The 22,793-nt window shown below is 35.4% G+C and carries 21 protein-coding genes; 18 read left to right on the top strand and 3 right to left on the bottom strand.

Translation table 11 applies throughout. The features are described from left to right. The first annotated feature begins 152 nt into the window (after nt 1-152). The 3 genes from HH304_RS08760 to HH304_RS08750 all read left to right on the top strand — a co-directional run bounded on the left by HH304_RS08760 (nt 153) and on the right by HH304_RS08750 (nt 3,964). Nucleotides 153-2,414: a glycoside hydrolase family 3 N-terminal domain-containing protein gene (locus HH304_RS08760; protein WP_169680407.1), complete on the top strand. Its 2,262-nt coding sequence runs from the start codon at nt 153-155 to the stop codon at nt 2,412-2,414. 68 nt (nt 2,415-2,482) lie between these two features. Then, complete coding sequence (locus HH304_RS08755; RefSeq protein WP_169680405.1) at nt 2,483-3,598, top strand: lactonase family protein; 1,116 nt, start codon at nt 2,483-2,485, stop codon at nt 3,596-3,598. A 174-nt stretch (nt 3,599-3,772) separates the two neighbouring features. Continuing rightward, nucleotides 3,773-3,964: a cold-shock protein gene (locus tag HH304_RS08750; RefSeq protein WP_169680403.1), complete on the top strand. Its 192-nt coding sequence runs from the start codon at nt 3,773-3,775 to the stop codon at nt 3,962-3,964. A gap of 55 nt (nt 3,965-4,019) precedes the next feature. On the opposite strand, the gene HH304_RS08745 is transcribed toward HH304_RS08750, so the two are convergent. Continuing rightward, on the bottom strand, nt 4,020-4,880 hold the full coding sequence (locus HH304_RS08745; RefSeq protein WP_169680401.1) for an alpha/beta hydrolase family protein: 861 nt from the start codon (nt 4,878-4,880) through the stop codon (nt 4,020-4,022). A gap of 112 nt (nt 4,881-4,992) precedes the next feature. On the opposite strand from HH304_RS08745, the gene HH304_RS08740 reads away from it, so the two are divergent. After that, nucleotides 4,993-5,970 carry a polyprenyl synthetase family protein gene (locus tag HH304_RS08740; RefSeq protein ID WP_169680399.1) on the top strand — a complete coding sequence of 326 codons (978 nt, stop codon included), beginning with the start codon at nt 4,993-4,995 and terminating at the stop codon, nt 5,968-5,970. A gap of 48 nt (nt 5,971-6,018) precedes the next feature. On the opposite strand, the gene HH304_RS08735 is transcribed toward HH304_RS08740, so the two are convergent. Together HH304_RS08735 and HH304_RS08730 are read right to left on the bottom strand one after the other, a co-directional pair. Further along, nucleotides 6,019-7,575, bottom strand: coding sequence for an amidohydrolase family protein (locus HH304_RS08735; protein WP_169680390.1), 1,557 nt, complete (start codon nt 7,573-7,575; stop codon nt 6,019-6,021). Nucleotides 7,576-7,901: 326 nt separating this feature from the next. Further along, a complete protein-coding gene (locus HH304_RS08730) occupies nt 7,902-8,513 on the bottom strand; it encodes a hypothetical protein (RefSeq protein ID WP_169680381.1) in 612 nt (203 codons plus the stop codon). 203 nt (nt 8,514-8,716) lie between these two features. Between HH304_RS08730 and HH304_RS08725 the strand changes: the two genes are divergently transcribed. The 14 genes from HH304_RS08725 to HH304_RS08660 all read left to right on the top strand — a co-directional run bounded on the left by HH304_RS08725 (nt 8,717) and on the right by HH304_RS08660 (nt 22,787). Next, nucleotides 8,717-10,522: a glycosyl hydrolase family 18 protein gene (locus tag HH304_RS08725; RefSeq protein ID WP_169680376.1), complete on the top strand. Its 1,806-nt coding sequence runs from the start codon at nt 8,717-8,719 to the stop codon at nt 10,520-10,522. A 62-nt stretch (nt 10,523-10,584) separates the two neighbouring features. Beyond that, nucleotides 10,585-11,127: a DUF4255 domain-containing protein gene (locus HH304_RS08720; RefSeq protein WP_169680374.1), complete on the top strand. Its 543-nt coding sequence runs from the start codon at nt 10,585-10,587 to the stop codon at nt 11,125-11,127. Nucleotides 11,128-11,130: 3 nt separating this feature from the next. Then, nucleotides 11,131-12,162, top strand: a complete 1,032-nt coding sequence (locus tag HH304_RS08715; RefSeq protein ID WP_169680369.1) for a hypothetical protein — start codon at nt 11,131-11,133, stop codon at nt 12,160-12,162. Nucleotides 12,163-12,190: 28 nt separating this feature from the next. Beyond that, a complete protein-coding gene (locus tag HH304_RS08710; protein ID WP_169680363.1) occupies nt 12,191-13,768 on the top strand; it encodes a phage tail sheath family protein in 1,578 nt (525 codons plus the stop codon). Between the two features lie 39 nt (nt 13,769-13,807). Continuing rightward, the gene (locus tag HH304_RS08705) at nt 13,808-14,245 is read left to right on the top strand and encodes a phage tail protein (RefSeq protein WP_169680361.1); all 438 of its coding nucleotides are present in this window, start codon (nt 13,808-13,810) and stop codon (nt 14,243-14,245) included. An 8-nt stretch (nt 14,246-14,253) separates the two neighbouring features. Further along, nucleotides 14,254-14,733: a phage tail protein gene (locus HH304_RS08700; RefSeq protein WP_169680359.1), complete on the top strand. Its 480-nt coding sequence runs from the start codon at nt 14,254-14,256 to the stop codon at nt 14,731-14,733. 1 nt (nt 14,734) lies between these two features. Next, on the top strand, nt 14,735-14,893 hold the full coding sequence (locus tag HH304_RS08695; RefSeq protein ID WP_169680357.1) for a DUF5908 family protein: 159 nt from the start codon (nt 14,735-14,737) through the stop codon (nt 14,891-14,893). Nucleotides 14,894-14,896: 3 nt separating this feature from the next. Continuing rightward, the gene (locus HH304_RS08690) at nt 14,897-15,574 is read left to right on the top strand and encodes a CIS tube protein (protein ID WP_169680354.1); all 678 of its coding nucleotides are present in this window, start codon (nt 14,897-14,899) and stop codon (nt 15,572-15,574) included. A 6-nt stretch (nt 15,575-15,580) separates the two neighbouring features. Further along, a complete protein-coding gene (gene vgrG / locus HH304_RS08685) occupies nt 15,581-17,368 on the top strand; it encodes a type VI secretion system tip protein VgrG (RefSeq protein WP_169680349.1) in 1,788 nt (595 codons plus the stop codon). A gap of 6 nt (nt 17,369-17,374) precedes the next feature. After that, nucleotides 17,375-17,659, top strand: a complete 285-nt coding sequence (locus HH304_RS08680) for a PAAR domain-containing protein (protein WP_169680344.1) — start codon at nt 17,375-17,377, stop codon at nt 17,657-17,659. Between the two features lie 7 nt (nt 17,660-17,666). After that, nucleotides 17,667-18,098 carry a GPW/gp25 family protein gene (locus HH304_RS08675; RefSeq protein ID WP_169680336.1) on the top strand — a complete coding sequence of 144 codons (432 nt, stop codon included), beginning with the start codon at nt 17,667-17,669 and terminating at the stop codon, nt 18,096-18,098. A gap of 19 nt (nt 18,099-18,117) precedes the next feature. Beyond that, nucleotides 18,118-21,834 (top strand): baseplate J/gp47 family protein, encoded by a 3,717-nt coding sequence (locus tag HH304_RS08670; RefSeq protein WP_169680334.1) that lies wholly within the window; start codon nt 18,118-18,120, stop codon nt 21,832-21,834. Between the two features lie 18 nt (nt 21,835-21,852). Beyond that, complete coding sequence (locus HH304_RS08665) at nt 21,853-22,593, top strand: adhesin (protein ID WP_169680325.1); 741 nt, start codon at nt 21,853-21,855, stop codon at nt 22,591-22,593. 2 nt (nt 22,594-22,595) lie between these two features. Continuing rightward, nucleotides 22,596-22,787, top strand: a complete 192-nt coding sequence (locus HH304_RS08660; protein WP_169680323.1) for a hypothetical protein — start codon at nt 22,596-22,598, stop codon at nt 22,785-22,787. The last annotated feature ends 6 nt before the right edge of the window (nt 22,788-22,793 follow it).

The following is a 22,793-nucleotide window of genomic DNA, read 5'->3' as shown; positions in this document are numbered from 1 at the left end:
TCATGTGATACAAATACCAAGTGCTCTTGTGTTATTTATCCACCTCACAGAACTCTTTTTTTTATGAATTTGCCTGTATTAAACCCTGAACAAGTCACCATTAGTATTTGCTCATACTTTTTGGTGATCAGAAAACTTAAACAACTCAAAATATGAAAAACATAGGAATAGTGTTACCACTGTTTATTCTGTTCCTTTCTGCATGTAACCCTCAAGCTGATCCGGAAACAATTCAAGCTTCGGCTAATAATGAATCGGATGCATTTGTAGAAAGTTTGTTAGATAAAATGTCTGTTGAGGAGAAGGTTGGTCAGATGACACAAGTCACGATTGATCTGATCTTAAAAGATAACTCCACAACAGAAATTGACCCTGATAAATTGCGTAAGGCAATTGTTGAAAAGAAAGTTGGCAGTATTTTAAATGTCAAAGGTCATGCTTATGACTACGATACCTGGAGAACTATCTTGACATCAATTCAGGAGGTAGCTAAAAATGAAACAGAAAATAGCATACCTATATTATATGGAATTGATGCAATTCACGGGGCTACTTATTTAAAGGGTTCATCCTTATTTCCTCATAATATTGGAATGGCTGCTTCAAGAAATACGGATCTTGTTCATGAGGCTGCTTACATTACAGCATTTCAAACTAGATCTAGTGGAATTCCGTGGGATTTTGATCCTGTTTTAGGTTTAGGGAGACAACCATTATGGTCACGATTTGAAGAAACGTTTGGTGAAGATGTTCATTTGGTTACTGAAATGGGGAAAGCTGCAATAACCGGATATCAGAAAGATGGCTTAAAAAGTAATACTGCAGTAGCAGCATGTATGAAGCACTTCCTTGGGTATTCTGTACCGGTTAGTGGAAAAGACAGAACACCTGCTAATATCTCTGATCTATATATTAAGGAATATCTATTGCCGCCATTTCAAGAGGCTGTTGATAATGGGGTAGCAACAGTAATGATTAACTCAGGAGAAATTAATGGGATACCTGTTCATGGTAGTAAATATTTTTTAACTGAAGTATTAAGAAACCAGATGGGTTTTAAAGGACTTGCAGTTTCAGATTGGGAAGATGTTAAAAGACTTCACACACGACATAAAACTGCTGATTCTCATAAAGAAGCTGTCAGACAAGCAGTTGAAGCTGGTTTGGATATGAGTATGGTTCCATATGATTATACGTTTTATGATCTATTAGTTGAATTAGTAAACGAAGGGACTATTTCAGAATCCAGATTAGATGAGTCGGTTAGAAGAATATTAAAGTTAAAGAATGATCTTGGATTATTTGATCAACCGATAAGCCCAGCGGTAAGTAAAGAGAAGTTGTTTAATCCTGATTTTGATAAAGCAGCTTATACCGCATCTGTAGAAAGTATGGTCTTGACCAAAAATGATGGTGTATTGCCATTAAAACAAAATACTAAAATTGCTTTAGTTGGTCCTGCAGCAAATGCTTATGGCCCTCTTCATAGCTCTTGGTCGTTTACCTGGATGGGTAATGATGAATCACAGTATTCAGAGCAAACAAAGACATTTCACGAAGGATTGGTAGAGGTTTTTGGAGCAGATAATGTTTTTTCCAGATCAGTAACTGAATGGGATAACGAAAAAAATTATGAAATCGGCGATGTTTCAAATGCCGATGTTATCATTCTGGCGCTAGGAGAACCACCATATGCTGAAGGTCCTGGTGTTATTGATGATCTTGATCTAGATGAAAAACAACTACAGTTAGCACAGAAGGCAATTAAGTCTGGGAAACCGGTAGTTGCAGTATTATTTACAGGTCGACCAAGGGTTATATCTTCTATTGAGCCTGGATTAAATGGAATTTTATTAGGTTTTAGACCTGCAACATTTGGTGGACTGGCAGCGGCAAATATCCTGGCAGGAAATGAAAATCCTTCAGGAGCGCTGCCTTTTACTTATCCAAGAAAAAGTGGAGATGTTATTCATTATGATCATAAGGGTACAGAGGAATTTAGAGAAGATATTCCTAATACTTATGGAAATGATGGTTATAGACCTCAATGGGATTTTGGTCATGGTTTGAGTTATACGGATTTTAAATTTCGTGATCTGGTAATTAAAAATAAGTCTATTGCGAAGGATGGAACTGTAGAGTTAACAGTGAAAGTTGAGAATACAGGTAAAATGGCTGGTAAAAAAGTAGTAGATGTTTTTGTTAGAGATCATTTTGCTTCGATTACTCCTTCAGCTAAGAGATTAAAAGCTTTTGATAAGGTGTATTTAGATGCAGGAGAAAGTGTAGAGTTGAATTTTGCAATTCCTGTTTCTGACCTTGCATTTATTGGTAGAGATGGCAAGTCTGTCATCGAACCGGGTGATTTTGATATTATGATCGGGGGTCTGAAAGAGACTTTTACCGTGAAATAATGTTTATTTGGGTTTTTTATTGAAGAGAGGGGAGCTAGTCTCCTCTTTTTTTTATTTACTTTGGAAATATGAAAAGAATAAATCTATCAATACTAATTTTCCTTTGTTTATTATTTAATCAAATTAAAGCTCAGGAGAGCTTTGTATTAGTAGGGAAATATGATTCTAAAGAAGATAAAGGTATCGCTATATGTAAATTCGATCCTTCGAAGAACGCTATGCAAAGAGTGAATACCTATGATGCTGTTTCAAATCCTTCTTATATTATTTATGATGATGAAAAGTCTATCGTCTATGTAGTTGAAGAAACTGCCTCAAAAGATGGAGGGAGAATGACATCACTGAATTTTGATAGAAAGAAAGGAGAATTAATCGCATTGAATTCTGTTCCAACATATGGTGATCATCCATGTGTACTTATTAAATCACCCGATAGTAAATATATAATTGCTGGTAATTACACCGGAGGAAATTTTTCGGTGTATAAATTGAGTCCTGATGGTTCTATTGGTAAACATGTGCAGACTGTTAATCATAAGGGAGAATCAATAAATGAAGAAAGGCAGGAAGGGCCGCATGTCCACGATTTAATTTTTTCCCATGATGGAAAGTATCTTTTAGTTGCCGATCTAGGTACAGACAGAGTAGAAGTATACAGCTATAAAGCTGATGACAATGAACCTTTCAAGTGGGAAGAATCTAAAGGAATTAAAGTTCCGGAAGGTCATGGTCCAAGACATATTAAGTTTACTAATGATGGGGAGCATCTGATTATTGTTGAAGAATTATCTGAAACAATCGGTATAGCAAGTTATGATGAAGGTCAATTAAAGTATTTGGAAACCAAATCATTAAAAGAAGAGACTAAAAGAGAAAAAGGGAGTGCTGCAGAAATACAATTTATAGATGGATCCGATTCTTTTATAGTTAGTAATAGAGGTGATGTCAATGAACTTACATTATTTAAAAATGATTCTGATCAACAGATAACATTTTCTGCCGGGGTAGAATGGCCAAGATATTTTATGGTTTTGCCAGATAAATCTAAATTAATGGTAGCGGGTCAAAAATCAAATAATATTGTAATTGTTGATGTTCCGGAAGGTGATAGTGAGAATAAAACAAATTTAGAGGTATTAAAAATTGATAACCCTGTATTTCTTTTACCTTTAAAATATAAATAAACTAATGATGAGTCGACTGTGTTTTTATGTTAATTTAATGTTAATAATTAATTGAAAATCAGAATTCTAGGTTATTTTATTACTTCAGGTAAATAAAAAGATGCAGAATTGTGTAATAAGAATTTTTTTATACTTACATTTGAGGCAATTATTAATTATTACTATTTATTACAAATGAAAAACGGAACAGTTAAATTCTTCAATGAGTCTAAAGGGTATGGATTTATCATTGATGATGAAACAAAAAAAGAGTACTTTGTACACATCTCTGGACTTATTGATCAGGTTGCTGAAGGCGACGAGGTTAGCTTCGATCTAGCTGAAGGCAGAAAAGGACTAAATGCAGTTGACGTTAAAATGAAATAATTTAACAGATATAAAAGTTATTTATTGCCTGAATCCCGGTTTTTGACCGGGATTTTCATTTTTTATACCTTAAAGGATTTAGAAAATCCACAATATGCTTTAATGCTAGTTTCATGTGAACTGGTAGAGAATCCGATTCAATAGGGTGAGTCATTCCAAACACATGATTTGCACCTTCTATTATTTCTAATTTAATCTGATTGTTCTTTTCCTTTAATTTAATTGAATCGTTGAGGTCTACGGTTGGGTCTTTTGAGCCATGAATTATTAAGGCAGGCTTGTTGAGGTGTTTAATTTTTTCAGGTAGGTTGTATCTGTCTTTATTATTAATTATATCATCATAAAATTGATAATATAATGGCATCTTTTGATTTGTTCTGGAGTTCTCAATAAATATAACCCCATCACTTTTCCATTTATCCAGGTCTGTATTTAATATTCTTTCAATAGGATTAAATATAGGAGCCAGACTTACCACAACATTTATATTTGGATTTTCCATTGAAGCTAGAAGAGCCATAGAACCTCCACGACTATGACCTATCAAAGCAATTTTACCATGATCTGTTTCTTCTTCCGGAAAAACTTCAGGTTTATTTATAATCCAGTCAACTACAGTTTTAATATCATCTAGTTCTTTGCCATAGTTATTATTACCAAAAGCTTCAAGATCGGAAAAGTTTAATGGGTCATCTGGTGTTGTTCCATTATGGCTGAAATTCATATTTACCGACACCATATTTAGTACAGCAAATTCATTAGCCATTAATGACCACCCTCCCCAATCTTTAAACCCTTTGAATCCATGACAAAAGATGATAACAGGTTTTTTTGAGTGAGTTGTTTCAAAACTAATATCCATTGTTATTAGTTTTTTATGTGTATTTGAAGGAATAGAAGTTGTGATCTTAGCCATAACTGATGTAGAATATCTTAAAATATAAATTTTTAAGGAGAAATAGTATAATTATCCCAACTCTTACTTTGCTTTCGCATCATTTGATATTAATATTGTGGCGCGTTTAATTATGAATAAAATTACCGTTAAAGAAATCCAGGAACCTATTGCATCCGAGATGACAGCTTTTGAAAAAAAGTTTCGTCAATCGATGCAGACAAGAGTGATGTTGCTCGACAAAATTATGGGCTACATTATTAAAAGAAAGGGAAAGCAAATGAGGCCTATGTTTGTTTTCCTGAGTGCTGGTACAACCGGTGAGATTTCTGAGGCAACTTATCGTGGGGCCGCATTAATAGAACTTCTTCATACTGCCACACTTGTTCATGATGATGTTGTAGATGACGCGAATTATAGGAGAGGTTTTTTTAGTATCAATGCTTTATGGAAAAATAAAATAGCAGTTTTAGTTGGAGATTACCTTCTTTCCAGAGGTCTTTTACTATCTATAGATAATGGTGATACTCATTTGTTAAAGATTGTTTCTGAAGCTGTCAGAGAAATGAGTGAAGGGGAGTTGTTACAAATCGAAAAAGCCCGACACCTTGATATTACAGAAGAAGTTTATTTTGAGATTATAAAGCAAAAAACAGCTTCTTTAATTGCTTCATGTTGTGCTGTTGGTGCAGCTTCTTCAGGAGCTACTGCTGAGGTGGTTTCCAAGATGAAAGAATTTGGATTAAAGGTAGGTATGGCTTTCCAAATTAAAGATGATCTTTTTGATTATGGTGCCGATGAAATTGGAAAACCGTTAGGAATTGATATTAAAGAAAAGAAAATGACTCTTCCATTAATCTATGCTTTAAGTCAATCGACCTGGATGGAAAGGAAGAAAATCATTTATAAGATCCGAAATAAAAGTCATAAGCCTAAGGTTGTTAAAGAAGTAATAGACTATGTAAAAAGGTCTGGTGGTCTTGATTATGCTACTTCTGTTATGAACAGATTTTACGAGGAAGCCCTTATGATGTTGAATGATTTCCCTGATTCTAAATACAAAGATTCTCTATCAAAAATGGTGACTTACACCATTAAGCGATCTAAATAACATTAAGATTGGTGGACTAATAAGTTTATTTACTTGTTTTTTCTGAGTTTAGTTTATCCCTGGTTGTTTTATTTCAAATCCTTGTTCCTTTTTTGCTTTATCAACCATTTCTTTCACCTCAGCTAATAGTTTTTTTGAATCATATACATAGCCATCTTTAATAGTATACTTTACTCCTCCAACTCTGACAACTTTGTTATCTTCGGTTAATTTTATGGCCCCGGTTCCATAGAGTACTTTCAGGTTTTCAAGAGGATTTTCTTCAATAATTATGAGGTCAGCAAGTTTTCCTTCCCTAACTGATCCGAGTTGATCTACCATATTTAAAGCTTCTGCACCATTTAATGTAGCAGATTTGATTACCTCAAGAGGATGAAAACCTGCCTCTCTTAATAATTCAAGTTCACGGATATAAGCAAAACCATAAAGCTGAAATATAAAACCACTATCGGATCCAGCAGTTATTCTTCCACCTCTGTTTTTATATTCATTAATGAATGTCATCCAAAGTTGATAATTATTTCTCCATGCTACTTCTTGTTCTGTACCCCAATAATGCCAGTATGAACCATGTGAAACTTTACTAGGCTGAAAAAATTGCCATAACTTTGGTAATGTATAGTCTTCATGCCACTCAGCTCTTCTTGCACGATGAAGGTCTCTACTTGCTTCATATATATTAAATGTCGGGTCAATCGTAAAATCAAGTTCAATTAATTCATTCATCACTTTATTCCAGTGGTCGGAATAGGGTTTTGCAGCTTGTTGCCATAAATTACCAGCTTCCTCAAAGCGATCTTGTTCATTAGCATAGTTGTAGTCTAATGGGTAATTCTGTATTATTCGATCTGTAAATAATGCCTCAGGTAAACCATACCAATGTTCCATGCTTGTAAGCCCTGCTCGGGCAGAATTTAAAACATTCCATCTGGTTACATCCAATTGAGCATGATGACAGGCTGAGCCTAATCCTAACTTATTATTTTCTTCAAGGGCTGCAGCCATTATTTCTGGTTCGGCTCCAAAAAATTTTATTCCATCGGCTCCATTTTTAGCATTTTGTTGAACCCATTCTCTGGCATCTTCCGGAGTTATAATTTGATTATCCGTTCCTTCGCCAAAAACAGAATAAGCTATAATGCGTGGAGCAATAATTGAGTTTTTTTCACTTTTTCGTTTTAGCTCCATGGTGAAATTTAGTCCTCTACCTCCTGGTTCTCTTATTGTAGTAATGCCATGAGCCATCCAAAGTTTAAATACATATTCAGGATCTACATTTGGTCCACCTCCAATATGACCATGCATATCTATAAAACCTGGAAGGACATACATGCCAAATGCATCGATCTCTTTGCCTCCGGATTTTAATTTTGGCCTTTTTTTATCATCTATTTCAACTCCAGGGTACCCAACTTTTGTGATTTTCGTGATCTTGTTATCTTCAATAACAATGTCAACAGGACCAATAGGAGGAGCTCCATCACCTTTTATAAGTGTTGCTCCTCTTATAATTAATTGGTTAAATCTCTTTGAATGAAGATCGTTTTGGCAATTACTCTCTAAACAAATTATAACAGTGAGTAGCAATAGAAGTGGATATTTCATTTTGATAGTTTTCAATCAATACTTACAAAATGGAAAATACATCTTTATTAGGTAATTAAAAAGGTATATACATCATTCTTAGAATGAGGATTAATTCATGAAAGAAAATACTTTTTGATTTGAAATTTGGATGGGATAATGTGTGAATTGTAAAAGTACAAAATGAAAAAGAGAGCAGTTTATCCGCTCTCTTTTAATATTATTAATTAAAATACGAAAAGTATAATGGTTTGTCTGTAAACAGAAAGTAGTATAATTTTTCAAATAACTTGTATTGAAATTAGATGGATTTATTAAAACAATGTATCTAACTTGTAATTTATATGTTATTTAATCTGATCAGTAACTACTTTAGTTTGGTCTTTAGCAGCACTCATCTCTTCTTCTATAGAAGGTTGAATTACAGCTTCTTCCTGAATGCCTTCCTTTGTTCTATGGAACATATCATAGAAAAATTTGGACACAAAGAAATCTGGCTCTTTCCATTCCGGTGTATTTGGCAATTCTAGTCTTAGTAATCCTTTAATTGCAATTTCACCGTCCTTATCTAGCTCGTAGTAATCATAAATTTCAAGGTCGTTAATAATTCTACGTTTTGAGTGTTTGATTACATAGTTATTTTCAAGTGTTTTAATGAATCCCTGAATAAAGAAATCTGACACATGGTATACATTTTCCTCTGTCCTTGGTCCATCGGTTATAAACACATCAATATTGTCTGCCTGTACTACTGATAATATCCATGAATCGTAATATTTGACTGCGTACACTTTGTAAGGAATGCAGTTCTCTGCATTGCCAAAATAACCGGGTCTAAGATTTTTTAAAACTTCAATCGCTTTTTGATTGGTTTTTGTAATTTCTTGATTTTGAGCTATTAAGCTGTTGTTTGCAAAGCATGCTAAAAATGAACTGATAACAAAAAATAATATTTTCATTGGTTAAAAGATTTTAATGTATTAATATCGTCGCATAGTTGAGTCAGCAAATAAATAAAATGTTTTCATAAATTATATAATTGTTGATAAAATTATATTTGAAACTTTCAACCGGGCTTTGAATAAGCCTAATGTTTTTGCAGCATAATTTTTTTAATAGTGTTGCTTATTTTTTGAATATTAAAAAAGGATTTATATTAATTATGCTTTCCAAAGTATGTTATGTGTTTTTTGGATTGGTATGTTTTTTATTGACTGAAAATATTTCCGCTCAGGATGGCCTTAAAGACAGGTTTAACCAGGTAATAAAAGAAAACTCCATACAGCAAGATAGTAATCAGGAATCAGAGCCAGAACCTGTAACTCAGGTAGAGGTGTCTCAGAAAAACGACAGTCTTTTGTTGGTTCAGAAGAAAGCTGAAAAGCAGGATTCTCTATTGAATGCGATGGAAGATGTATCTTTTGATGTCGGTTTGATTGATAAAGAAGCTATTGATTCCCTGAAATTTGAAAGCAGAGTTTTATCAGTTAAAAAGCGTAGACCGAATAAGGATTTCTCGAAGGAGAAACAGTGGAGTCAACACATGGGGATTATCCATAATAATGTTTATAAAAAGGAACATGTTCTGGATACAACAAAGAATGTCTTCGGATGGCACCCATATTGGATGGGGGATGCATATAAGAGTTATAATTTCTCTCTTTTATCAGTTGTTTCTTACTTTTCTTATGAATTAAATCCATCAACTGGTGGGTATTATTCGATTCATGATTGGAAAACAACGGCCATGATTGATTCAGCTAAAGCACATGGCACAAAAGTCGTTTTGAGTGTTACTAATTTTGGTGCTCAGAATAACCTTAAATTTTTATCAAATAAAACAGCTCAAAAGAATTTTATTAATGAACTGATCAACCTTTTGATGTTAAGGGGTGCTGATGGTGTTAATATTGACTTTGAAAATATTCCCCGAGCAAGTAGAGAGCAGTTTACCAATTTTATAATTGATCTTTCTTCAAGCCTTCGTTCGGTTAATAAAGATTATTTAATTACGATGGCTGTTCCACCGATTGATTTTAACAGAGTTTTTGAAATCAGGCAGCTAAATCCACATGTTGACATGTATGTAATCATGGGATATGAATACTATGGTGCAAATAGTAAAGTTGCAGGACCAGTTGCTCCTTTGAATAGTGGTCAGTTATGGTGGGAATACAACCTTCAAAGTGCAGTTAATGAATATTTAGTAGCAGGAACGCCAGCTAAAAAGTTATTGTTGGGACTCCCATACTATGGATCAGAGTGGGTTACTTATGACCTTAAGTTTCCTTCTAAAGCACGAAAGTTTATTGGAACTACAACTTATAGAAATATCAGAAAGAAGCATGGTGATCTTGCATGTTGTGAAGATGATATAAGTAAGAGTAAATTTTATGTTTACCGTGATAATGCAAATAACTATCGTCAATTATGGTATGAAGATAGTTTGAGTTTAAGTAGAAAATACGATTATATAAATGATCAAAACCTGGGTGGTGTTGGTATCTGGGCATTAGGTTATGATAACGGTTATACGGAATTATGGAAATTGCTAGCAGCCAAATTTGCACTGTCTGAAAGCAAGGCTGCTGCTGTTAAAGCTTCGGTCAGCAGCGGCCGTTTTTCTTTCCGTCGAATCATGAGCCTAGCATATCGTATTATGCGTAACCCTCAAAGATTATTTTCAAACCCTAGGCCTTTGATTGCAATTTTCGGGTCTCTATTTGGTGTGTCTGTATTTGGATTTTATGCTTTGTATAGATGGGGGTGTAGGTTTAAACGTATGTTTGGGATTGCCATCAAGAGTACCTTAGCGCTTCTGCTCATCGTGCTTCTAGCAGTTGTATTTATAGCCATGAAATATACCGCAGTAAGAGATATAGCTTTTCTCCTATGTGGTTTTATTGTAGGCTCGATTATAATATTATTTATAAGTAGAAAATTTTTAACGGAGAAAGACCTTCCGTAATAAAGTGAAAAATGATTTTTAATGTTTTTGTCTATCAACCAGACAACTTTTTTAAATAACCAATGATCTATTCAGCTGTACAATCTGTTGCAAATGAATTAAATGATTACCTAACAAACCGGTTTAGACATCCGGAAGACAAGGTGATTATTTCAAATATTATCAATATGGACGGTACTCCGGGAGTTACCGAGCCTGACAAGATAATATTGACTCTGGCTAATTTGGAACAGGAAACAATTAACCAGAAGAATCCAATAGCCGGATCTCCAAGACCTGTTAAAATGAATCTGTTTCTTCTGATCACAGCTGCATTTGAAGGTGAAAATTACCCTGAAGGCTTAAAGTATCTTTCAGGGGTGATTAGTTATTTTCAATCTAATAAGGTCATGAATCACCATAATACGCCTGATCTTGATCCGGGAATTGATAAACTTTCTTTTGAGATTTATAATCAAAACCTTCAAAACCTAAGTCATTTATGGGGTTCAATGGGAGGGAAGTATATGCCTTCTATTTTATACAAGATCAGAGTAATTTCTTTTAACGAAAATAATATTGGGTCTGGTTCTGCCCCATTTACAGGGTTAGGCACAAATTTTTAATATATGATTAAGTTACAGTTCAAATTCAATAAACTGGTTACGGTAACTCTAAACCATAGTTATTTTGACAATGGAAAGGCCAGATATATGTCAGTAGAACCTACTGGTTATACATCTTCCATGTTAAATAGCCTCGGGTTACTCGAACGCTTTAGTGAAAATGAACTTGTAATTCTGTTTGATAAAGAGAAAGAAGATTTACTAGCTAAAAAACTAACTGATTTAAAACAGGTAGAATTTAGTTTTTTAGTTTATTGTAATGATTACTCTCTTGTTAACTATACACAGTTACCATTAGATCTATTCGAAGGAATTCTATGTCTGGAAAATTCTAAATCAAAAAATCTTCATTCGTCAGACTATGTATCTGCAAATGAGTTTAGCAGAATTATTCACCCGGGAATGGTTTTGAGTGATGATTTTAAATCACTTCAAGTTTTAGATAACCATCAAAATGTCATTTTAAATGTTTCGTCTGAAGAACAACCAGTGTCCTATATGACTGATGTTAGAACAGGTATCTATCATATCAAAAAGGATAAGGCGGCAGCTGAGAAGATTGTTTGCTTGAATGAAAGGTCAAGAAAGCGACCAATAGGATTGATCAACATCAACTTAGATGCACAGACTTGTAATCAGATAATTAAAGCAATTGAAAAGGGGGATGATCCTGAGAAGCTTGAATATCAGATCAATTTTAAATCAAGAGAAACATATTGGAAGTATCTGATTATTTCGAAGTATGTAAAAGGGATTGAGGAGTCGCGAATAGAGACAAATGATAAGAAAATAGAATTTAGTAAAGGAAAGGAAACTCAGTTGGTAACCGGGCAAAAAGCTATAGGATTTGAATCATCAAAACCAATAGCCATGCACGAGTTTACCAGTCATCAGTTTCAACTAGTTGGTAAATCTGCAGGAATGGGTAATAAGGTGATTTTAAAGAGGATGCCTGCACCACCAACAGATATGATACAGCCGGAATCAAGAGCGGCTGATAGCAAAGTATATTCTGAAATTTTAATATATGTATGATCTTTTTAAAACCAAATACTGATCAACTATGTCACAAAATCTAGCAACGCCGGGCGTTTATGTAGAAGAAAAGAACGCCTTTTCGAATTCTGTTGCAGCTGTGCCTACTGCAGTACCTGCCTTCATAGGCTATACTGAGAAGGTTAGACGCGACGGTCGTTCATTAATCAACAAACCGGTGAGAATTTCATCTCTTTCTGAATTTTATAATCTTTTCGGAGGGGGTCCGGTTACCAAGTTCAATGTTCAATCTGCAGATGCAAATGAGGATTACGACTTTGAAATTGCAAACAATGGATACAAAATTGTTTCTGATAACAAAGCGAGATTCCTATTATATGATAGCGTCAGACTTTTCTTTGCCAACGGTGGTAGCACTTGTTGGGTAGTTTCTGCTGGAAGCTATTATTCTGAAGTTACAACTACTTCAGCTGCAGCAAAGTCTAAGGATGGTAAAGATGTTAAGCCAGTTACTTCTACTGAAGTAAAGCTTAATGCTATTTCTAAAAAGGCTTTACAAGAGGCATTGGACTCACTTTACGGTGAAGAGGAGCCAACAATGTTGGTAATTCCTGAAGCTGTAATGCTTGAAGAGGCTGATTGCTTTGCTTTACAGCAAGAAATGCTTTCTCACTGTGGATACAGAACAAAGTCTCGTTTTGCTATTCTTGATGTATATGAAGGTACAAATGCAAGAACATATGATAAGAGTGATGTAATAACGCGTTTCCGTGAAGGAATTGGATCAAACTTCTTAGCATATGGAGCTGCTTACTACCCATGGGTATATACTTCTGTTGTTCAAAATGACGAACTAAGCTATGCTAATATTTCAAATATTGACAAGCTAAAGGATTTATTAAGCAAAGAAGCAGATGCTACTGCTCCTAATGCTAAAAAAGCAGATGAGATCAAAGCTGAGATCAACAAAATCGGAGATGCTGCAGATGTAAGTTCACTTACTCAAACTTTAAAAGTTATCAGCCCTGCTTTTGAAAAAATCCTTCAAAAGATCAGAACTCACCTAAACGTTTTACCAGCAAGTGCTGCTATGGCAGGTGTTTATACAATGATCGACGGTGAAAGAGGTGTTTGGAAAGCTCCGGCTAACTTAACAATCAGCCAGGCTATCGCACCAATGGTTAGACTTACTCAAGATGATCAGGAAGACCTTAACGTAACTCCTTCTGGAAAATCAATCAATGCTATCAGAGCATTTGTTGGTGAAGGAACTACAGTTTGGGGTGCAAGAACTCTTGATGGAAACAGCCAGGACTGGAGATATATTAACGTTAGAAGAACGATAACCTACATCGAGCAATCAATTAAGAAAGCTGCTAAAGCATATGTTTATGAGCCTAATAGCTCAGGTACATGGGTTCTTGTTCGTAGCATGATTAACTCATTCTTAAATGATATCTGGCGTCAGGGTGGTCTTGTAGGATTAACTCCTGCTGATGCATATGATGTACAGGTAGGTCTTGGAAGTACAATGACTCCTAATGATATCCTTGATGGTGTAATGAATATATCAGTAAAGGTTGCGGTATCCAGACCAGCAGAATTCATTGTGATCACATTCCAGCAAAAAATGCAGGAATCTTAATTTTTAAATCAAAACATTAACGAATAAACACTTTAAGTTATGGCAGAAGAACTATGGCCAGTACCTAAGTTCCACTTTCAGGTTGAGTGGGGCGATGTTGAGGTAGGATTTCAGGAAGTTACCGGTCTTGAAATGGAAACTCAGTTTATTGAATACAGATCAGGAAATGACCCTGAGCTAGTTACTCGTAAGATCCCTGGTTTGAAAAAACACGGAACCATTACTCTTAAAAAAGGTGTGTTCAGAGACGATCTTACTTTTTATGAGTGGTTTGAAGATGTTCAGACTAACAAGGAAAGAAGAGAGGATGTTATCATAACTCTTCTTGATGAGGAAGATGAGCCAGTAATGGTTTGGACAGTTTCAAATGCATTCCCAACAAAAATCTCAGGACCAGATCTTAAGTCTGATGCAAATGAGATCGCTGTGGAATCGCTAGAGCTAGCTCATGAAGGTATTGTTCAGTCATTATCATAATCTAAATTATGGCAGACATTAATTATCCGATTCCCGGTTTCAGGTTTGCCGTTTATTTATCGAAGCAATCCGGATCCACTGCCGGTGAATCGAGAAAATATGATAATAGCTTCATGGAAGTTAGTGGGATCTCTGTAGAGATGCCTACTGAAGAATTTCAGGAGGGTGGGGAAAACCGATTTATCCATCGGTTGCCCCAGCCTTTGAAATATCCAAATCTGGTATTGAAAAGAGGTAAGTGTGCAACGAGCTCATCATTTGTAGATTGGTGTAAAGAAACATTTGAAGTTGGATTTGCAAGTGGTATAAAACCAAAGGATATAACTGTAATGTTATTGGGTGAAGATCAGGAACCTTTATTGTCCTGGACATTTTTTAACGCCTATCCGGTAAAATGGTCTGTTTCGGGAATGAAAAGCCAGGGTAATGAGCTATCTGTTGAGTCTATTGAGCTTGCCTATCAACGATATGAGGAAAGTTTGACTTAGTATGCCTGTAGAAATAAAGGAATTGATTGTAAGGATTAATGTCAACGAAGGTAATAACATTATTAATGATGTTAAAAACCGGAATGTTGATAAAAAAGAAATTGTAGATGCATGTGTCGAGCAAGTATTGCATTTACTTGAAAGGAAAAAAGAGAGATAAAGAATGGAAACTGAAGTATCTGCACTTAAGAAATTAGAGATTATATCGTATTCCACGGCTTCATATGATGTTAAAGATGAGCTTGGAAGAATGTCGGTGTATTTGAATCCAAATTCTATTACTAATCAGATGTCTATCAGTTACAATACTGAGCAGCCAAAAGATACTGAAGCAGCTGAGCAGAAATTCGAACATATTAACTCTGAAAAAATTCAATTTGAGATTTGGTTTGATGGTACAGGCTCGAATGGAGAAATAATTAAGGTTAGTGAAAAGTTAAAAGAACTAAGAAAACTGTGCTATGACTATATAGGAGAGGCCCATGAAACTCCCTATGTAGGATTGAAGTGGGGTGAGTCCCTTGCATTTAATGGTAGGATGGAAAGTATGAATGTCACTCATACCTTATTTGCACCAAATGGAGACTCTTTAAGAGCTAAAGTGAATTTAGGGTTTGTTAGTGCAAGAACTTTAGAAGAACAGGCAAAAAGGCAAAATAGAAGTTCACCCGATCTATCTCACCTTATCACTGTGATGATTGGTGATAGTCTGCCTAGTTTATGTAGCAGGATTTATGGTGATCCTAACTATTATTTACAGGTAGCAGAAATAAATGGTCTTACAAGTTTCAGGGATCTTGAACCAGGAATGGAATTGCATTTTCCTCCCTTAAAAAAATAAATATCAATGAATAATTTGATCGAGAAAAGTGGGTTGGTAACTACAACTATAATGATTAATGGTGAAGAAGTACCTGGTCATTATGGTGTTATTTATATAAGGGTAGATAAAGCGATCAATAAAGTTTCCTCAGCAACAGTCGAATTTACTGATGGAGGTACTGCAGAAAGTCAGGATTTCGAATTAAGTAATGATGACCTCTTTAATGCAGGAAATGAAATCGAGATTAAAGCTGGCTACCAAAATGAACAAGAAACGATATTCAAAGGAGTAATCGTCAGACAAAATCTACGGATTATGCGTTCTGGCAGTTCTCGTTTTATAATAGATTGTAAGCATAAAGCAGTAAAGTTAACTCTCGCCAGAAAGAATAATATTTATTATGATTCTACTGATTCAGATATGATTAATAAAATATTTGGTGAGTACGAAATTGAATATGAAGTTGAGGATACTGAAACTGAACATCCGGAATTAGTTCAACATCATGCTTCTGATTGGGATTTTATTTTGATGAGGTCGGATATTAATGGCTTACTTGTTAATACCGGTGATGAAAAACTTACAATTAAAAAAATAGATCTTGCCGAAGAAGCAGTTTTAGAAGTAGGTCATGGTTCTGGATTATTGTCATTTAATGGAGATGCAGATGCTCGAGATCAATTTATTGCAGTTAATGCCTATGCGTGGGATTCTGCAAATTTAGAATTGGTTGATGCATCTGGAGAACCTGTTGGTGAAATTGAGGCTGGAGAAAAAACTTCAGAAGAATTGGCTGGTGTTTTTGGAATCGAGGATGTGCCTCTTCAATCACCTGGTTTTATGCAGCAGTCTATGTTAAAGGCATGGGCAGATGCTAAGATTACCCGATCTCGCTTAGCTAAAGTAAAAGGAAATTTGACAGTTTTAGGAAATTACTATGTTAACCCTGGTAATTTCATAAAACTTAGTGGATTGAGTAAGCAGTTTAATGGTAAGAATTATATTTCTGGAGTCTCACATATTATTGAAGAAGGAAATTGGACTACGGATTATCAACTTGGTTTATCATATGATTGGTATTCGGAAGAAAGACCATATGTAAATAGTCAGTTAGCCTCAGGTCTTGCTCCGGCAATTCAAGGTCTTCATACCGGACTTGTAAAGCAAATTCATGAAGATCCGGATGGTAATTATCGAGTTCAGGTTACTGTTCCAACACTACAAAATGACAATATGCCACTGTGGGCCAGGTTAGCTAATCAATATGCTACGGCTGATGCCGGCTTATTCTTTTTTCCTGAAATAGGTGATGAAGTGTTAATAGGGTTTTTAAATGATGATCCTCAGAATCCGATTATTTTAGGGTCACTATATGGCAAACAAAAAAAGCCAAAATATACACCTGAGGAGGAAAATCCAATCAAATCAATTTTTACCAAGGGTGAGCTTGAGATTCAGTTTAATGATGGCGATAAGATTTTAACTATATCGACTCCGGGTGGAAATAAATTTATTTTGGACGATGATCAGAAGACGGTCACTTTAATAAATGAAGAAAACGGAAATACGATGCTGATGTCTGCAGACGGAATCAGTTTTGAATCCGATGGAGACATAACCCTAAAAGCTAAAGGAAATGTTCTTGTTGAATCTAAACAGAATACTGAGGTGAAAGCAACAGGGGACTTTGTGGCTGAAGGTATTAACGTAAATCTAACCGGATCTGCAAAATTTGCAGCAGAAGGAGCTCAGGCCGAAGTTTCTGGATCAGCTATGACAGTAATTAAGGGTGGAATTGTACAGATAAATTAGAAAAAGATGCAAGCTGCGAGAATTGGAGATAACCATATTTGTCCGATGGTAACAGGTACTGTGCCTCATGTAGGTGGTCCGGTAGTGATGGGTGAACCCACTGTATTAATTGGAGGAATGCCTGCAGCAAGAGTAGGGGATACGTGTGTTTGTACTGGCCCACCTGATACGATAGCTGTTGGATCTGCAACAGTTCTTATTGGAGGAAAACCTGCAGCCAGAATGGGTGACTCTACTGCTCATGGGGGAACAATAATTTTAGGTGAACCAACTGTTTTAATTGGAGGATAGGAATATTATGAAGAATAAAAAAACATTTCTTGGAGTTGGATGGAAATTTCCACCATCATTTGAAAAAAGATCAGGTAGCGTGGTGCTTGTTTCTGAAGATAATGATATCAGAGAATCTCTTCGAATATTACTTTCAACAAGGCCTGGTGAAAGAATTATGAATGCAGACTATGGGTGTGATTTGAAATTTGCAGCCTTTGAGGCGTTGAATAATTCTTTGATAGAAACAATTAGAATGAGAGTTGAAATGGCTGTGTTGTATCACGAGCCAAGAATAACTCTTGATAAAGTAGAGGTTATTCCTGATAAGCAAAATGATGGGTTAGTTAATATTAACCTAATCTATACAGTCAGGAAAACTAACGTCAGAACTAACATGGTATATCCATACTATATTATCGAGGGCACTGACTTGAAATCAAAAGATAAAATTAAATAAGTATAGATAATTGCAGGGGATGGAATCAGGAAAAATTTCATTAAAAGGTAATGTAGGCACTACTCAGCGAAGTCGCTTTTTTAAAGCATTAAGCAAGCAGTATGTCAAAATCGATGAACGATCATTTGAGGACCTTTTGGTGTATACTAAGGGATTATCAAAACTGATAAAATTCTACAACAACCGAAATGAAGTTGATGGTGATTGGTCTTATTTTTTCTCTGATGAAACGGTAATTTTGGCCGCGATAATAGATAGTGAGCCAACCAAACTTGAAGACAGATTTAAGAAGGCTATTTATAAAGCTAGATTATATAAAAAAGAGTCAAGGAAAATTAAATACCTTGATCGGGCAATTAGCGAAGTATATTCACTGGCAATCAATTTTGAAGAGTGGTACAGCGAATTAAAAAATGTTGAAGAATTCACTCAAAGCCAGGTAAGTGTTCGTAATGAAATTTATAATGCGATATCTTCAAAGCTTAACAAATCACTTGATGATCTTAAAGTGATTTTATCATTAAAGGAGCTAAATTCTTTGGGCCTTAGCTTTGATACATTTAGTCCTGTTTGGAATTTAAATGAAGATCAAAAGTCTGAAAAAATTTCATTTAAGGATGTACCCGAGAAACTTCAAGAGGTATTTCAAAGTTTTTACGAGACATTACTTTATTTAAAAACCAAAACACCTGATTATTTAAGACAATCCTTAGGTAGTGATATTCATTATCCGGAAATCGCTTTGTTTTTATCCTTTTTGAATGTTTTTAAACATGCACAAGAAGGATTAAATGATATAACAGGTAAACACTTAGAATTTTATTACTCGAATATCCTTCAGCAGATTAGAGATGAAGCTGAACTTGATAAAATTTATCTTCAGTTTAAATTAAATGATGAGGCAGAGTTTGTTCAGATTAAAGAAGGAACAAAGTTTCTTGCTGAATTAAAGTCAGGTAAGAAGGATAAAATATACCTTGCTGACAATGATATTCTTGTAAACAAAGCTCAAATACAGCAGCTGAAATCAATTTTTGTTGATCGCAATTATTTGAATATTAAAGGAAGGGAGAGAGCTCTGGTTACCAATGTTTTGACCCATGATTTTTCCGGAGACTATTTTTCAGGTAAAGCATTTTCAGATCTTAAAGAAAAGAAACCATTAGCTGTTTTTGGTGAGTCTCAAAAAGGAAAAGGGCATAACGAAAAGACAATGGATCCTGCAACAGTAGGATTTGCAATTTCTTCTCCGGTTCTGTTTTTGTCTGAGGGAGTTAGAGATGTTCAGATAATACTTCAGTTTTCAGAAACTTCATTCAGCCTTTTACAAGATTATATCAAAGACCTGAGCATTAAGTATGAAAACTCAATTGAGGAAGTTTTTGTAAAGGTTTTTGCAGAAGCATTTAATATTAAGCTAAGTTCATCTGAAGGATGGCTCAATATTAATCGATATGTAATCACACAAAATGTTAAAAAGAAAGCACTACGTGTAAATTTTGACATTGATAAAGGGGCGCCATCAATTATTGGATACAATAAGACTTTACACCAGGGGAATCTACAGACTCACTTACCTGTAATAAAATTTGAACTAAACGATCATGCTTTTAACTATCCGTATTCATTACTGAGCTCACTGGTTCTTGAGCAAATTGAGTTTAATGTCAAGGTTTCCGAATATAAAGATCTTCAGGTACATAATCAGATTGGTCGATTAAATCCAAATGCTCCATTTATACCGTTTGGCCCAATGCCAAGGTCGGGTGCATACATGGTTATCGGCTCTAATGAGATATTCCAAAAATCTGTGGATGACCTTGAGATAAATATAGATTGGTATGATCTGCCTGATCATAAAAGTGGGTTCTCTGAACATTACAAAGAATATAAGTCATCAATAGATAACGGATCATTTGAATTTGCGCTGTCAATCCTTGACAATGGTGGATGGAAACCAATGGAAAAGGGTGAGCAGCAAACCTTCAAAATGTTCCGGACTGAAGATAAAGGAGCTTTTAAAGCACCTTCACCGGCAGCACCATTGAGATCACATACCGTGATTTCAGGAATAGATATAAGTAAGATAAAGCAAGCACCTAATTACGCTGCCATCAACCGGGAACTTGCTCTTACTGCCGGAACTCAGCGTGGATTTATTCGTCTTGAACTGGTAAATCCGCGCAATGGGTTCGGACATGATGTGTATCCTGCAATTTTATCTGAGGTTACCATCGAAAATTCACGTACCGGACTCCTTAAAAATAAGGAGAAAAGTAAACTTGAAGTACCGAAAAAACCTTATACACCTCAGGTTAGCTCATTATCATTAAATTATGAGGCGTCATCGGCAATCTCTTTGGTTGATAGATCTAAAAGAGATGCTAAAAAGCAGAATGATGCAGGTCAGTTATTCTACCTTCATCCACATGGGGAAAATCTGATCTATCCTGATAATGCTGCACAGACAACAAATCTGTTACCTGGATTAGAGTTTGAAGGAGCTTTATTGATCGGTTTATCCGGATTACGTACACCTCAGCTGCTCAACTTGTTTATAGAGATGATCGATGAGTATACTATCTCTTCGGAGATTGACCCACCAGAGGTAGAGTGGAGTTATCTGTCAAATGATAAATGGTATACTCTGGCACCATCGAAGATTTTAAGAGATGAAACAAACAGGTTTCTAAAAACAGGAATTATAACACTTGAACTTCCAACGGATATTTCAACCGGAAATTCAATTTTAGATCCTGATCTTTTCTGGATTCGGGCAGCTGCAGTTAAAAATGCTGAAGTTGCTTCCAGTTTACTATCAGCTGGTACGCAAGTTATCACAGCAAGCTTATCTCCTGAATCTGTTTTGGAAGATGACTACCTGGAACACCCTCTTCCTGCCTTTACGGTTAAAAGGTCTGTGAACAATATTGAAGGGATTCAACGGATAACTCAGCCATTACCTTCATTTGGAGGTAAGCCAAAAGAAGATAACAACTCTTTTTATACAGGTGTAGGTGAAAGATTAAGGCATAAGCAACGAGCAATAACTATTTGGGATTATGAACGTCTGGTTCTCAATGAATTCCCTGAGGTATACAGAGCTACTTGCCTTCCTAATATGTCAAGTAAAAAAGTTCATTCTCCGGGAAGTATTTTGATGATCGTTACACCTCATACTGACAGTGCGGTTAACAAAAGTGAACCTATGGCTAGTAGTGAAATGCTATATGACATAAAAGAAAGATTGAGCAGGTTGATCTCTCCATTCATAAAGCTTGAGGTTAGAAACCCACATTATGAAAGAATCAAGATCATCTGCGCAGTGAAGTTTTCCGAAGGATACAATTATGGTTATTATATTCAAAAGCTGAATGAACAAATAAACAGATATCTGACAGGAACTCTGCAATCGCATAACAGAAATGTTGAATTGGGAGGTACAGTTCATAGTTCTGATATATTGAGTTTCTTAAGAACATTACCTTATGTTGAGTTTATAACCCGATTCTCAATGATTCAGGTAGCCAAAGATTATAGCGGTCAGTTCCAGTTAATTGATACAGCCAGAGTTAACTCTGAGAAGTCGTCATTAACAGCAACCAAGCCATGGTCTGTTTTAGTTCCTGCTCCGGAACATCAAATCTCAGTTCTGATTAATAAATCAGAGGAGGTTTCAAGACAAGCGGGTATAGATTATCTGGAGCTAGGACATGATTTTATTATTGAAGATTAAAAAATAACTTTTTTAGATATGCCATTACAAAACAGGGAGACACTCCGTGGATTTTTCAGAAAGGGAAATTTACCGACTGAAAACAACTTTAATGATCTGATCGACTCAGTAATTAACCGGGTTGATGATGGTATTTCAAAAACTACTGATGAAGGGCTGATGCTGTCGCCTATCGGAACTTCTGAAAAGCTTGTAAGTTTTTATAAGAGCATTGAGGATAAGAGTCCGGCATGGAGCTTTAATGTGAACAGAGGTAACTCAAACCTTAACATTAACAATCATTTGGGAGATAGTATCATGACGCTGACTCATGGTGGTAAAGTCGGTGTTAACAATGAAAATCCTGAAGATGAGCTAGATGTTGATGGAGCAGTCGGAATGAAATCCAGAAAAGGAAAGCTTCATACCGGGAAAGTTCCTGCAGATGGTAAATGGCATCCAATTGTTACCGAACTTAATGGCTGTCATGCATTTGAAGTGGTAGCTGGTGCCGGTAAGAAAAAGACCGGTAAGTATGCACTTATTCACGCAATGGCTTTGTCTACTTTTGGAAAGTCAAAGAGTAAAATCAGAGTGACTCAAGCTTACTATGGAGTAAGGTGTAACATGATTAAATTGCGTTGGACAGGAACTACTTATAATTATCAACTGGAAATGCGTACCCGTTGTGATTATGGTGGTGACTTTTTTGTTAATTATCATATCGCCGGTCTTTGGGATGACCAGTTTATGGATGATAGCTTAGGAATAAAAGAATAGAAATGGAAAGTAATAAAAAGGAAATTATACTCAAGGTAAGTGTAGAAGAAGGGAATTTGATTTTTAAAGGCCTGGGGAAATTACCTTTTGAGGAGGTTTTTGAGTTGATAGGTAAATTAAATGAGCAAGCTAATAATCAATTAACTGAAAACCAGAATACTAATTCATCTTTCGATCACTTGAATAATATTTAACGGGGA

It is taken from the genome of Marinigracilibium pacificum (assembly GCF_012926615.1).
In the GTDB taxonomy this organism is placed as follows: Bacteria; Bacteroidota; Bacteroidia; order Cytophagales; family Cyclobacteriaceae; genus Mangrovivirga; species Mangrovivirga pacifica.
The sequence above is the reverse complement of the archived record's forward strand: the minus strand, read 5'-3'. Positions and strand labels throughout refer to the sequence as shown.